Annotated in this window: 10 protein-coding genes; 2 read left to right on the forward strand and 8 right to left on the reverse strand. The window is 44.8% G+C overall.

Annotated elements, in window-relative coordinates; translation table 11 throughout:
- Genes tsaD through tsaB form a run of 3 tightly spaced genes read right to left on the reverse strand, consistent with a single transcriptional unit; the run spans position 1 to position 2,130 of the window.
- Positions 1 to 1,023: a tRNA (adenosine(37)-N6)-threonylcarbamoyltransferase complex transferase subunit TsaD gene (gene tsaD, locus FJR71_RS06210; RefSeq protein WP_048690837.1), complete on the reverse strand. Its 1,023-nt coding sequence runs from the start codon at positions 1,021 to 1,023 to the stop codon at positions 1 to 3.
- Positions 1,013 to 1,450 (reverse strand): ribosomal protein S18-alanine N-acetyltransferase, encoded by a 438-nt coding sequence (rimI, locus tag FJR71_RS06215; protein WP_140814345.1) that lies wholly within the window; start codon positions 1,448 to 1,450, stop codon positions 1,013 to 1,015. Before rimI ends, tsaD begins: the two co-directional genes overlap by 11 nt.
- Entirely contained in the window at positions 1,447 to 2,130 is a 684-nt protein-coding gene (tsaB, locus tag FJR71_RS06220) for a tRNA (adenosine(37)-N6)-threonylcarbamoyltransferase complex dimerization subunit type 1 TsaB (RefSeq protein WP_048690841.1), read from the reverse strand. Before tsaB ends, rimI begins: the two co-directional genes overlap by 4 nt.
- Before the next feature lie 283 nt (positions 2,131 to 2,413).
- Here tsaB and FJR71_RS06225 point away from each other — a divergent pair, with 283 nt between their 5' ends.
- Together FJR71_RS06225 and rnjA are read left to right on the forward strand one after the other, a co-directional pair.
- Positions 2,414 to 2,644: a DNA-dependent RNA polymerase subunit epsilon gene (locus tag FJR71_RS06225; RefSeq protein WP_006595537.1), complete on the forward strand. Its 231-nt coding sequence runs from the start codon at positions 2,414 to 2,416 to the stop codon at positions 2,642 to 2,644.
- A 3-nt stretch (positions 2,645 to 2,647) separates the two neighbouring features.
- Positions 2,648 to 4,330 (forward strand): ribonuclease J1, encoded by a 1,683-nt coding sequence (rnjA, locus tag FJR71_RS06230; RefSeq protein WP_023024486.1) that lies wholly within the window; start codon positions 2,648 to 2,650, stop codon positions 4,328 to 4,330.
- Between the two features lie 97 nt (positions 4,331 to 4,427).
- Here the strand turns inward: rnjA and glnA are convergent, their stop codons facing one another.
- The 5 genes from glnA to FJR71_RS06255 form a co-directional block, all read right to left on the reverse strand.
- A complete protein-coding gene (gene glnA / locus FJR71_RS06235) occupies positions 4,428 to 5,774 on the reverse strand; it encodes a type I glutamate--ammonia ligase (protein WP_006595535.1) in 1,347 nt (448 codons plus the stop codon).
- 41 nt (positions 5,775 to 5,815) lie between these two features.
- A complete protein-coding gene (locus FJR71_RS06240) occupies positions 5,816 to 6,181 on the reverse strand; it encodes a MerR family transcriptional regulator (RefSeq protein ID WP_061564425.1) in 366 nt (121 codons plus the stop codon).
- 69 nt (positions 6,182 to 6,250) lie between these two features.
- Positions 6,251 to 6,784 carry an FUSC family protein gene (locus tag FJR71_RS06245; RefSeq protein ID WP_048789972.1) on the reverse strand — a complete coding sequence of 178 codons (534 nt, stop codon included), beginning with the start codon at positions 6,782 to 6,784 and terminating at the stop codon, positions 6,251 to 6,253.
- Positions 6,785 to 6,930: 146 nt separating this feature from the next.
- Positions 6,931 to 8,130 (reverse strand): phosphoglycerate kinase, encoded by a 1,200-nt coding sequence (locus FJR71_RS06250; RefSeq protein ID WP_006595532.1) that lies wholly within the window; start codon positions 8,128 to 8,130, stop codon positions 6,931 to 6,933.
- 210 nt (positions 8,131 to 8,340) lie between these two features.
- Positions 8,341 to 13,140, reverse strand: a complete 4,800-nt coding sequence (locus FJR71_RS06255) for an endo-beta-N-acetylglucosaminidase (protein ID WP_140814346.1) — start codon at positions 13,138 to 13,140, stop codon at positions 8,341 to 8,343.
- Positions 13,141 to 13,163: the final 23 nt, after the last annotated feature.

Genomic DNA, 13,163 nt, shown 5'->3' on the forward strand with positions numbered 1-13,163 from the left:
CTAATCTAAGTCCTCTTCTATCGGAGCAAAAGCAAGGCTAGGCTTAGCATTGAGGTCTAAGCTAGCAAAATTTCCCTTATTCCATTCGCTGACACTGGCATAGGCAATCATCCCCGCATTGTCCCCGCAGAGGCGCAGAGGAGGAATGATGACCTTAACATCTGTGATCTCAGAAGCCAGGCATTCACGTAATCCTTGGTTGGCCGCGACTCCTCCCGCCACCACCAGGGTCTTAACAGGGTATCTTTCTAGGGCTTTTTTGGTCTTGGCCATCAAGATATCCATCACCGCTGCTTGGAAGGAGGCCGATAGGTCTTCCTTGGACAGACTCTCGCCTTTTTGCTCGGCATTGTGGTGGAGATTGATAAAGGCAGATTTGAGCCCTGAGAATGAGAACTCCAGATTGTCTTCCTTGATCATGGCGCGTGGGAAATCGTAGATATCCTGACCCTTATGTGCCAACTCGTCAATCTCACGACCGGCTGGATAGGTCAAGCCCATGACGCGGCCGACCTTATCATAGGCTTCACCCACTGCATCATCACGTGTTTCCCCAACGATCTTATAATCACCCGCCTCCGAGACATAGACCAACTCAGTGTGTCCTCCACTGACCAGCAAGGCCAAGAGCGGAAATTCTAAAGGCTCAACGCTTTGAGCAGCCATCAAGTGGCCAGCCATATGATTGACAGGAAGCAAAGGAATCCCATGGGCCCATGCAAAGGCCTTGGCTGCAGCAAGACCGACCAAAAGAGCTCCAACCAGACCTGGTCCGTAAGTTACCGCAACCGCTGTAACTTCTTCTTCTGTAATTCCCGCTTCTTCTAGCGCTTCCTCAATACAGGCCGTAATGACTTCGACATGGTGCCGACTGGCAACTTCTGGAACCACTCCCCCGAAGCGTTTATGGCTTTCAATTTGGCTGGCAATGACATTGGACAAGAGCTCTGTATCGTTCTTTAAGACGGCGACACTGGTCTCATCACAAGATGTTTCAAATGCCAAAATATATCTATCCTTCATATGCTTCCCTTTTCATCATAATGGCGTCTTCGGTAGGTGCATGATAATACCCTTTCCGGCAACCAATTTCTTTAAATCCTTGTTTCTGATAGAGAGTTCGAGCCGGAGTGTTTCCTTCTCTCACCTCTAAAAAGACCTCTTTCTCCTGAGGAACAGTTTCTAGTAGCTGACCAGCAATCCCGCGACCTTGCCACTCTTTTCGAACAGCAATTTGGACGACTTCTAACTCATAGAGGTTTTCTTGTATAGCCAAGAAGCCCACCAATTCTTCCCCACTGTAGGCCAAGGCATACCAATTTTGAGGTTGACCGATATCCGCTAGGACTTGCTCCAAGGTCCAGGGGCTTTGTCCATAGACATTGTCTAAGATTTCTACCAACTGAGGGGCTAAATCGAATCGCCCCGCCTCCTTCTCGATACGGATCATAGGCGTTTAATGTAGGACTGACCGGACTCTTGATGGTCCTTGAGCCAGTTTTCTTCAGCTTCTACCCGCTTGAGGTAGTTGGGGACAAAACCATGGACGGAGACAGCTTCTTTTGTAAGTCCTAGTCGACCAATCCGTACCGCATCCGGTAGGGTTTCTACCATCTGAGCACTCGGCAATGCCTCTTGTATCTGCTCGCGAAAGGCTTCTACTTCCCCAAGGAAGGTCACCTTCTCAGCTCCCTTTGCTCTTTCTAATACGGCCTCAAAAGAAAGATGAGCCTCCGGGTAGACCAGCTGATCCTCTTGGTAAAAGCCCGCATAGACATGGTTACGGCGCGCATCCATGACTGGAATTACCAGACCTTCTATCTCTTCTGGTACCAAGGCTAGTAAGCTCGACACCCCTACTAAGTCAATCTTTAGCGTTTGAGCTAGGGTTTTAGCCGTTGCTACCGCGATCCGTAAGCCAGTATAAGATCCAGGCCCTTCTGCTACTACGATACGGTCCAAATCCGTCGGTTTCCAATCAATGCTAGTCATTAAAAATTCAATGGTAGGCATCAAGGTAATGCTGTGGTTTTTCTTGATCGTCAGTGTCAACTCTGCTAATCGGTTTTCTTCCTCCAAAAGGGCAACGGATAGGGCCTTACTGGAGGTGTCAAATGCTAATACTTTCATGTTTTCTCCTCGTTGTCTGCTTCATATTATACTACAAATAGGCGCCAAACGGTAGAGGAAGCACCCCCAGACTGTGAAATCACCTGCTCTCTATCCCTTCTAAAAAAGCGCTTCCTTCTGCTCTCAGAACCCGCTTGCATCTTTTCCTTAGAGCCTATTTATGGTATAATGAATAATAATTGTATCGAATCAGGACAAAAGAAAGCAAGAATAGGTGTCTCAGCTAGCTACTAGCTGTTTCTTTTCTGCTACAGTCCGAACATGTGAAAGGAACCGAAACGAAATGATTTACAAAGTTTTCTACCAAGAAACAAAAGAACGCAACCCTCGTCGTGAAACGACTCATGCCCTCTATCTCGATATTGATGCGAAGAATGAGTTAGAAGGACGCATTGAAGCTCGTCGCCTTGTTGAGGAAAATACATCTTACAACATCGAATTTATCACTCTCTTGTCAGACCAACACCTAGAATATGAAAAAGAGTCTGGCGCATTTGAAATTACGGAGTTCTAATCCATGGCATATACCTTAAAACCTGAAGAAGTTGGTGTTTTCGCCATTGGAGGTCTCGGGGAAATCGGTAAAAATACCTATGGGATTGAATACCAAGACGAAATCATCATTGTGGATGCTGGGATCAAGTTCCCTGAAGATGATTTGTTAGGGATTGATTACGTGATTCCTGACTATTCCTATATCGTTGAAAATATCGACCGTGTCAAAGGTGTCTTGATTACCCACGGACACGAAGACCATATCGGAGGAATTCCCTTCCTCTTGAAGCAAGCTAATGTACCAATCTATGCTGGACCTTTGGCTCTAGCCCTTATTCGTGGAAAATTAGAAGAGCATGGCCTCCTTCGTGGTGCCAAACTCTATGAAATCAACCAAAATACGGAGTTGACCTTTAAGCATATTAAAGCGACCTTCTTCCGGACGACTCACTCTATTCCAGAACCTTTGGGGATCGTTCTTCATACGCCTCAAGGAAAAATCGTCTGCACGGGAGACTTTAAATTTGACTTCACACCTGTAGGGGAGCCGGCCGACCTTCACCGGATGGCTGCACTAGGAGAGGAAGGCGTCCTCTGTCTGCTTTCTGACTCAACCAACGCGGAAGTCCCAACCTTTACCAACTCTGAAAAAGTCGTTGGCCAATCCATTATGAAGATTATTGAAGGCATTCATGGACGCATCATCTTCGCTTCCTTTGCATCTAACATCTTCCGTCTCCAACAGGCTGCAGATGCCGCTGTTAAAACTGGTCGCAAGATTGTTGTCTTTGGACGCTCGATGGAAAAAGCCATTGTCAACGGAATTGAACTTGGCTATATCAAGGTACCGCCTGGCACCATTATTGAACCAAGTGAAATCAAAGACTACCCGGCAAATGAAATCCTCATTATGTGTACAGGAAGCCAAGGGGAACCTATGGCGGCACTGTCTCGTATCGCTAACGGAACCCACCGCCAGGTGCAATTGCAACCGGGTGATACCGTTATCTTCTCATCTAGTCCAATTCCTGGGAATACAACTAGTGTTAATAAATTGATCAATACGATTTCCGAAGCGGGTGTCGATGTCATCCACGGTAAGATCAACAACATCCATACCTCTGGACACGGTGGCCAACAAGAACAAAAGCTCATGTTGCGCTTGATCAAACCGAAATACTTCATGCCTGTCCACGGTGAGTACCGAATGCAGAAGATTCACGCTGGACTTGCGCGTGATTGTGGAGTAGAGAAAGATAACATCTTCATCATGAGCAACGGAGATGTTCTTGCCCTGACGGCTAACTCAGCTCGTATCGCAGGAAGTTTCAATGCCCAAGATATCTATGTCGACGGAAATCGCATCGGAGAAATCGGAGCTGCTGTCCTTCGTGACCGCAAAGATTTATCAGAAGATGGGGTTGTCCTAGCTGTTGCGACAGTTGACTTCAAGTCGAAGATGATTTTAGCTGGACCGGATATCCTCAGCCGTGGCTTCATCTATATGAGAGAGTCCGGTGACCTAATCCGTGAAAGTCAACGCATCCTCTTCAATGCAATTCGAATCGCCTTGAAGAACAAAGATGCCAATATTCAAACCGTACACGGTGCTATTGTCAACGCCCTTCGTCCTTTCCTTTACGAAAGCACGGAACGTGAACCTATCATCATCCCGATGATTTTGACACCAGATGAAGAAAATTAAGTAAAAAGAATGGATGAGGCCTATCGGTCCCATCCATTTTCTTTGTATGAAAAATGAGCCAGGTCATCAAACCTAGCTCATTTTCGGATAAATTTGCTTAGTACAAGTCCAAGTAGTTATCAATTTCCCATTGTGAAACAAAGGTTGCGTAGCTTGCCCACTCGATCCGTTTGGCTTCCAAGAAGCTGGTATAGATATGTTCGCCAAGAGCATCCTTAACAACTTCATCTTCGGTCAAAGCTTTCAAAGCATTGTGAAGGGTAGATGGGAGGTCAGTGATTCCAGCTTCTTTCCGCTCTTCTGCAGTCATGATGTAGATGTTTTCTTCGATAGGAGCTGGTGCTTCGATTTTGTTTTCAATACCGTGCAAACCAACTTCCAAGAGAACAGCCATAGCAATATATGGGTTGGCCATTGGGTCCACTGAGCGCAATTCCAAACGTGTTCCCATACCGCGTGAAGCAGGTACACGAACCAATGGTGAACGGTTGCGACCAGCCCAAGCGATGTAAACAGGTGCTTCATAACCTGGAACCAAACGTTTGTAGGAGTTAACGGTTGGGTTCATGATCGCTGTGTAGTTGTAGGCGTGCTTGATCAAACCGCCAAGGAAGTGATAAGCTGTTTCTGACAACTGCATTCCTTTTGGATCATTTGGATCAAAGAAGGCATTGTTTCCTTCCGCATCGAACAAGGACATATTGCAGTGCATACCGGAACCAGCGATCCCAAATTTTGGCTTAGCCATAAAGGTTGCATACAAACCATGTTTGCGAGCAATGGTTTTGACAACGAGTTTAAAGATTTGAATCTTGTCACAAGCACGAAGCACTTCATCGTACTTAAAGTCAATTTCATGCTGACCTACGGCCACTTCGTGGTGACTGGCTTCTACTTCAAATCCCATTTGAGTCAAGACATTGACAATCTCACGGCGAGTGTTATCAGCAAGGTCTGTAGGCGCCAAGTCAAAATAGCCACCCTTGTCATTCACTTCAAGAGTTGGATCCCCATTTTCATCGAGCTTAAAGAGGAAGAATTCTGGCTCTGGTCCAAGGTTGAAAGATTTGAAGCCAACTTCTTCCATGTGACGAAGGGCACGTTTGAGGTTCCCACGTGGGTCTCCTGCAAAAGGTTCCCCTTCTGTTGTATAGACATCACAAATCAAGCCTGCGACACTGCCGTTCTCATCTCCCCAAGGGAAAACAGTCCAAGAGTCCAAGTCTGGATAGAGATACATATCAGACTCATTAATCCGAACAAACCCTTCAATAGAAGATCCATCAAACATGGCCTTGTTTGAGAGAACCTTTTCCAACTGTTCATCTGTCGCTGGAATTTCAACGTTCTTCATGGTCCCTAAGATATCTGAGAACATCAACCGAATAAAGGTTACATTTTTTTCTTTGACTTCGCGACGAATATCTTCAACAGTAATTGACATGTGTGTCTCCTTATGAGTATAGCATTTAGCAAAAAGAATGATCAGCGTAACTGACCATATGGCGATGAGGTTGTATGAAAGCGACTTTGCTGGAGAATGTCACGGTGAAGGGCCTTGCGGACATCCTTTTCACTGACAATCTTGGCAGCTTGACGTTGAGCTTCTTTCTCAGCAATCCGTTTTTTTATTCCTGCAATATTAAGGCCTTCAGACAAATAATCCTTAATCTCCAACAGGCGATCCATATCGTTGAGAGAAAACATCCGACGATTGCCCTCTGTACGAGCTGGAGTAATGAGTTGTTGATCTTCGTAGTAACGAATCTGACGAGCTGTTAAATCTGTCAATTTCATAACACTACCAATCGGAAAGACCGCTAATGTTCGTCTTAATTCCTTTTCTTTCATACAAGACCCCCTTTCTATTCTATTATAACGCAAAAAAAACCGATGTCAAGATTAAAATGTCATATAATCTCACATGGTTTTTTTTCTTTCATTTATAAAGTCCCGAATCCGATCCACATCTGAATTGACTAAAATCGCAACGAAGACTCCGATAAAGGTTTCAAAGATGCGGGCAAAAACATATAGGAACGTTTCTCCTGTCGGAATCGAGAGGGTGATGATGAGCATGGCTGAAACACCACCGATGATTCCAGCTTTGTTGTTCATAGCGACATTGGTCATAATGGTTAACATGGTCGCAATGGGCACAAAAATCAGGGTCACCCAAAAAGCATCGTGGAAGAGAATCTTGATCATAAAGAACAGCAGGGCATAAAAACCACCGATGCTGTTGCCCATCACGCGCGAAGCACCGAAGTGAACACTCTTATCAAAATCTTCTCTCAAACTAAAGACAGCTGTCAGCGCCCCAATCTGCAAGCCCCGCCAGCCAAAGATACCAAAAATCAATAGAACCAGAAAAACGGCTATCCCTGTTTTGAAGGTTCGCATTCCCAATCGAAATTTGGAACGGTCAAATTTATGTCGTTTAAAGTAATCCATTGTCCCCTATCTTTCTATCTCTTTTATTCTAACATATTTCTAGAAAGGTTCAAGCGGGGAAATGAAGGTCGACTAGCTTCCTTCTACTCACATCCAATAGAAAAAGCACCTTTCGGTGCTTCTTCTATGGTTCATGAGAAACCGTCTTATTTTTCAGTTAATGCTGCAAGTCCTGGAAGAACTTTACCTTCAAGAAGTTCCATTGATGCTCCACCACCAGTAGAGATCCATGAGAACTTGTCTGCACGTCCAAGGTTGATCGCTGCGGCAGCTGAGTCACCACCACCGATGATTGATTTAACACCTGGTTGTTTTACGATAGCGTCCATCACACCGATTGTACCAGCTTGGAAGTCAGGGTTTTCAAATACACCCATAGGTCCGTTCCATACAACCGTTTTCGCACCAGTCAAAGCTTCATCGAATTTAGCGATAGATTTAGGACCGATATCCAAACCAAGGAAACCTGGGTCTACTGCTTCACCTTCAGTATCTTTCACTTCAGTGTAGTCAGCAAATGCGTTTGCTTCTTTAGAATCAACTGGCAAAATCAATTTACCATTTGCTTTTTCAAGAAGAGCTTTTGCAACATCCAATTTGTCTTCTTCTACAAGTGAGTTACCGATTTCGATACCTTGAGCTTTGTAGAATGTGTAAGTCATCCCACCACCGATAAGAACTTTATCAGCTTTTTCAAGCAAGTTTTCGATCACACCGATCTTGTCTGAAACTTTTGAACCACCAAGGATAGCCACGAATGGACGTTCTGGAGCTTCAACAGCTTCTTGGATGTAGGCAATTTCGTTTTCAAGAAGGAATCCAGCAACTGCTTTTTCAACGTTTGCTGAGATACCAACGTTAGATGCGTGTGCCCGGTGAGCTGTACCGAATGCATCGTTTACGAAGATACCATCTCCAAGTGATGCCCAGTATTTACCAAGTTCAGGATCGTTTTTAGATTCTTTCTTGCCGTCAACATCTTCGTAACGAGTGTTTTCAACCAAGAGAACTTGTCCATCTTCAAGAGCGTTAATCGCTGCTTCCAATTCAGCACCACGAGTAACACCTGGAAGGAAAGCAACTTCTTGACCCAATTTAGCAGCCAAGTCAGCAGCTACAGGAGCAAGTGATTTACCTTCTTTGTCTGCTTCTTCTTTCACACGTCCAAGGTGAGAGAAGAGGATTGCACGTCCACCTTGTTCAAGGATGTACTTGATTGTTGGAAGAGCAGCAGTGATACGGTTGTCGTTAGTGATCACGCCATCTTTTACAGGTACGTTGAAGTCAACACGAACGAGAACTTTTTTCCCTTTCAAGTCAACGTCTTTAACAGTCAATTTTGCCATTGGATATGACTCCTTCTATTTTTAATACATGATAATTATATCACAAAAGCTGTAAAAGAGGTAGAAAAATAGTGGATTTCTACCGCTTATTAGCAAGTCAGGAGTCCTGCTCCTCGATTAGAATCTGCATCATAAAACCTCCCTTGTTTTTACAAAGGAGGTTTACGATTCATCATGACCTTTTCAGTCAGTATCAAAACGCTTAAAAAGTTACTCTTCTTTCTTCTTGCCAGCTAAGAGGAAGCCACCAAGCGCTGCTAGGAGAACAGCTTCTGCTGCAAACGTAGCCTCTAAACTTGCCGTTGTTGGCAATTCCTTGTTAGTATCCTTGCTAGCTTGATCTTGCTGAGAAGTTCCTTCTTTAGATGGTGTTAAATAGCGACTCAAAACTTGTTGAACTCGTTGGTCCTGAAGGTCTGATCCGTTTTCCTTTTGATTCAATGGATCAGTTGGTTTCGTCGGATTCACTTGTTCTGGTGTCGGTTGATTGCCATCCGGTTGTTCTGGTTTTGTTGGATTCTCCGGCTGAACTGGTTGATCTGGTATCGCTGGTTGATCCGGTTTAGTAGGCTCCTCTGGTTGAACAGGCTGATCAGGTTTAGCAGGTTCTTCTGGTTGGATCGGTTGATCTGGTCCTTCCGTTTTTGCTGCCTTATAGACAATCGCATAGTGGGTAAAGTGAGGAGCTGTAAAGATAACGGTATCTCCTTCTCGCTCAAAGGCCAAAGATTGAGGTGCTTGACCTTCTGGGAAGAAGAGAACTTGCTCTACTTCTTTATCCTTATCCACAGGGATTTTCACAAGGGATGGATGCTGTGTATCGACATCCTTACCACTTGCATCGACTCCTTCGATATCAAAGATAGTCGCTCCTCGTCCCTTCAGCTCTTCTTTTTCTGCCTGATTGTCTTCAACTTTCGCGACTTTTAGTCCCTTAATAGCAGTAGGCTCCAAGTTAGAGAATTGAACTTCGACTCCAGTCACAGGGTCTACAAAGACCGCTGGCTTATCTTCTTTCAGGAGCGCAATCAAGGTTTCTAGACCTGTTTTTGCGGTTGCAAGCGCTTCAGGAGTGAGCTCTGAAGGGTCTAGGAGTTCTTTATTTTTCTCAACCAGTGCCTGTAAAGCGTCACCAGAAGGGTGGTTTGGCTTACTTGCTAATAGAGCGGTCGCTTCCTCTGTCAGAGCAGAAAGAGCTTCTTTCTCTTTGACTAGATTAGCTTGTCCATCCAAGGCTTTCAAGAGAGCGGTCAATTGGTTCAACTGCTCATTGACTTGATCTTGTGTACTGGTATCATGCTCTTTCAAGACTTTTTCAGAAGCAGCCATTCCAGCTAGCAAAGCTTCTTTGACTTCAGGACTGGCAAATGTAAAGTCTACTTTGGCTTTTGCAGCTTCAGCTTCAGCCAATTTTTGCTTGAGGTATTCATCGTTGAGAGCTGGTTTTGGATTAACGAGGACATCAAAGCTTGTGCTAGCTCCTTTGTAATGGATAGTGATGGTTTGACGGCCTTCCTTACTCGCATCAAATCCAGTTACTTCAACCCCTTCATCGGTCAAGGCGTGCGTTTCGGTTGTTTCGTCATCAAAGACAACTGTAAAGCGTCCGCCTTCTTTTTCCAATGCTTCTCCGACGATATATTCTACTTTTGGTTTATCGGTCAATTCTAGACCAGCAACTGCTTTTTCACCTGCTTCCTCTGCACTGACCACAAAAACAGTGAGAGTCTTATCCAATTTCTGACCAAGGTAAGAAACTTCTAGGTGTTGTTCTCCAAGCTTGCTACTGTCAAATCCATGAATCTCTACACCTGAGTTGGTGAGGTTGACCAGTTGATCTGCTTGGCCATCTTTATAATGAACTCGGAGAGTCGCCCCTTTCAAGGAAAGAGCATCCCCTTCCCGGTAAACCTTCTTGGTCAAACCATCTTCAAATTGAAGTCCCGCAATTTCTTTATCATTTTTTGGAACTTCGATCGCTAGAACATTACTGATATCTTTGCCAGGTTCTTGCGCACGATAGTAGAGAAGAGATGGGGTTGATTCAAAAGCCAGTGGTTTAAAGATCAGATTTCCAGCTTGATCGGCTGTCATGGTCGCAATTGGACTGAGCGCTTCTTTATCAGCATAAAGAGTCAGTGTGGTATTGGCTGGAACATCTTTGAAGCCGACTTGGACAAAATGATTGCCTAAGTTTTGCGCTGCAGCATGTTTCATTGGGATGTTGACCGTTTCCGTATCCAGACTTTCATACATCTTCCAGTTGTAAATCCGGATGGCTTGCCATGGGGTTCCGTTATCTGCCGTAATGACATGGAGACGCCATTCTTGAGCCTTGATTGGATGGTCGAGTGTAATGTCGGACACATGGGCTTTATTGCCACGAACTTCCTTAGCGAGCTTCCATTCACCCGCTTCATCCTTGTAGTAAAGGTCGAAGTCACGGGTATTCATCTTGCCATCGTCGACAGACTCCCCACCAGCACCGGCATGGTCCATGACCCAACGAACAATGGTCCGTGGTTGTGTCAAGCGGATATCGACGGTTCCACTCAATTGAGCAGAAGACCATTTATCTGACAGACTGGTAATGGTACCATTTAACATACCTTCGATGCCTTCACTACCATCCGCATCTGGGAAGCTCGAACCGATCACTTTGGCTCCGATGACCACGTTTGGTGCTAGAGCTTTTGGAAGACTGGTATCTGATACTGTCATACCCCAATCAAAGGCTACAGTTCCTGCATCTGAACGTTGGCCGTTCTTCCCAACTGCAACGACCTTGAGGTCCTGAGTCGTTCCTTCAGCACTTGCTGAACGGCTAACTTTTGGTAGATAGACGGTTGTCGCAGAAGACCCTGTTAAGAGACGCCAGTTGTGGCCATCTTTTTCGTAGACTTCATAATAATCTGCGTCCGCTACCCCTTTAAAATTGAGGACTACTTCTGCTTCTTGCGCATTTTGTAGGCGTTTGCCTTGCACAGTTACTTCAGAAGGAGCAGCTGGTTTTTCTTGGTTCGACGTAATCGACAATTGACCGAGGTTGAACTTGTAATCTTTGACATCTGTATCATGGTCAAAGAACATCTTAACAGCATAAATGGTCTTGCCAGCCAGGTCTCCCAAATCGAAGGTTTGAGTTGACCAATCTGCGCTTGGCGTCAATTCTTTCCATACATATTCGGAGTAGTCTTCTTTTGTAGCAACAGCTATCCAAGCAGCTGCACCGACCCCACCCTTGTGAGAGACGCTCAACTTGGTCGTTTCTGTCACGGGGATCTTGGTCGAATAGAGCATAACATTTTGACTGCTATTGGCTTTCAGATCGCCTTCAAAGGCTAGAGAGTTCCCTCCATTGTAGGCTTGATCAAAATCATAACGCCCTTTCAATGGCGTACTATCTTCACTATGTTCTACCCACCAACGCCATGTTGGAAGGTAGCCAGAGACGGATCGGTAATTCCACTCCCCTTCTTTAGAAATCTTGCCATCCACAAACCAATGTTTGCCGTGACCAGTATTGAAGGAAGTATTAAAATCAGCATTTGTGATTGGGGTTTTGTCCACAACCAAATTAGACATTCCATACCAAGATTGGTCTGCTGGTTTTCCTTTGGTTGGATCTCCTTGGAATCCAGTCCAGAATAAATCTTCATGGGTATGGTAACCTTCTCCCGTCTTTCCTAGACCTGTAATGGTATCAGGTGCATAGAGACCAAGAGATAGACGCAACTTGCCATGCTCATCTAAAATCGCATTCCAGTCTACATTGGTCTTATAAGAACCTCCTTTTTGAAGTTCCAGTCCTGCTAAAACATCATAAGGATTGCGGTTAATCCATTTGGCTGTACTAATCGAATAATCAACTTCTGATTTGCCCCAGTTAAAGTTGGCAAAGAAGGTATCAACTGGATTTTCGCCATTTTCAGGCTGCATGAAATTGTAGTTGTATTCACCCAGTGCATTTTCATGGTAGCGACCATATTCATAGGTCATGGCATCATACCAAGAGTACTTGATCGGATAGTTGACGCTCTTCGCATATTCCTTGGTATAAAGAAGGAAATCTCTTAATTTTGGCCCCAAAGGCTCTACTAAGTTCCCTGTTGTTTCTTGGTTGATAAAGTAGCCATCAAAACCATAGTACTTGGCTAGATCAACCAATTTCCGAGCAATCGGGAAGGTTTTTGAGCCTTCACTATCTTCTTTCAAGGTTTCTGCAAAGCGCTCTTGATCCTTAATGCTACTAGACCAGTTGTAGAAGAGAGTTCCGTAGATGGGAACCCCATTTCGGTGAGCCGCATCAATCACATCTGCTGAAGGGACAAGTCCTTCCCAAAAGACCATAGAATCCAAATATTGCCAGTAGTCAAAAGCATAGGCCTTAAACTCTTCCCCACCGACTGAAGCATGATCCTTAGCCTTTGAGTTCATGTTAGAAAGGGCTTGGATCTTTGCTTCTGGGTTGGCTTGCTCGTTGATTTGCTTCCCTTGAAAACGGCTAGCAAGGGGAACACTTGCTCGGTTCAAATCATCATCTACTCGTTTACCAGGTTCCCATTTCAACAAATCATCCCAAGTATCAAATTTAACCTCTTTTGGTCTTAATTGTTTTTCTTTGGTTGGTAAATCTTCCACTTTTTCTGCAGCTACTTTTGGTTGTTCCGTCGCTGAAACGGCTGAAGTATCTGTCGTCGTCGGGCTAGCTTCTGTGCTAGCAGGACCAGCCTCTGTCGTAGCTGGAGTTGCCTCCTCAACTGGTTTTGCTGTTTCTGTCGTTGGTAAGGCAGCATCTGCAGTGTAGACGCCAGCTTCTCTAATCAAATGATTGACATCTTCCGTATTTGCTGTGGAAGCTTCTAAGGGTTGTTCATTAGTAGCATGCGTCTCATCTGCTGAGACTGCCCCCGTTCCTAAAAATGCCAATCCAATCAATGCAGAACAAACTCCCACACTAAACTTTCGGATACTAAAACGTTGTTGTTTTTCAAATTGATGACCTTTCATCTTGACCTCCTCAAATGGATTTT

This window comes from Streptococcus xiaochunlingii, from assembly GCF_006385805.1.
Classification (GTDB): domain Bacteria; phylum Bacillota; class Bacilli; order Lactobacillales; family Streptococcaceae; genus Streptococcus; species Streptococcus xiaochunlingii.

Bases quoted from the DNA above. Each gene is read 5' to 3' on its own strand.
- tsaD (WP_048690837.1), bottom strand. From the start codon at position 1,023: ATGAAGGATAGATATATTTTGGCATTTGAAACATCTTGTGATGAGACC.
- rimI (WP_140814345.1), bottom strand. From the start codon at position 1,450: ATGATCCGTATCGAGAAGGAGGCGGGGCGATTCGATTTAGCCCCTCAG.
- tsaB (WP_048690841.1), bottom strand. From the start codon at position 2,130: ATGAAAGTATTAGCATTTGACACCTCCAGTAAGGCCCTATCCGTTGCC.
- FJR71_RS06225 (WP_006595537.1), top strand. From the start codon at position 2,414: ATGATTTACAAAGTTTTCTACCAAGAAACAAAAGAACGCAACCCTCGT.
- rnjA (WP_023024486.1), top strand. From the start codon at position 2,648: ATGGCATATACCTTAAAACCTGAAGAAGTTGGTGTTTTCGCCATTGGA.
- glnA (WP_006595535.1), bottom strand. From the start codon at position 5,774: ATGTCAATTACTGTTGAAGATATTCGTCGCGAAGTCAAAGAAAAAAAT.
- FJR71_RS06240 (WP_061564425.1), bottom strand. From the start codon at position 6,181: ATGAAAGAAAAGGAATTAAGACGAACATTAGCGGTCTTTCCGATTGGT.
- FJR71_RS06245 (WP_048789972.1), bottom strand. From the start codon at position 6,784: ATGGATTACTTTAAACGACATAAATTTGACCGTTCCAAATTTCGATTG.
- FJR71_RS06250 (WP_006595532.1), bottom strand. From the start codon at position 8,130: ATGGCAAAATTGACTGTTAAAGACGTTGACTTGAAAGGGAAAAAAGTT.
- FJR71_RS06255 (WP_140814346.1), bottom strand. From the start codon at position 13,140: ATGAAAGGTCATCAATTTGAAAAACAACAACGTTTTAGTATCCGAAAG.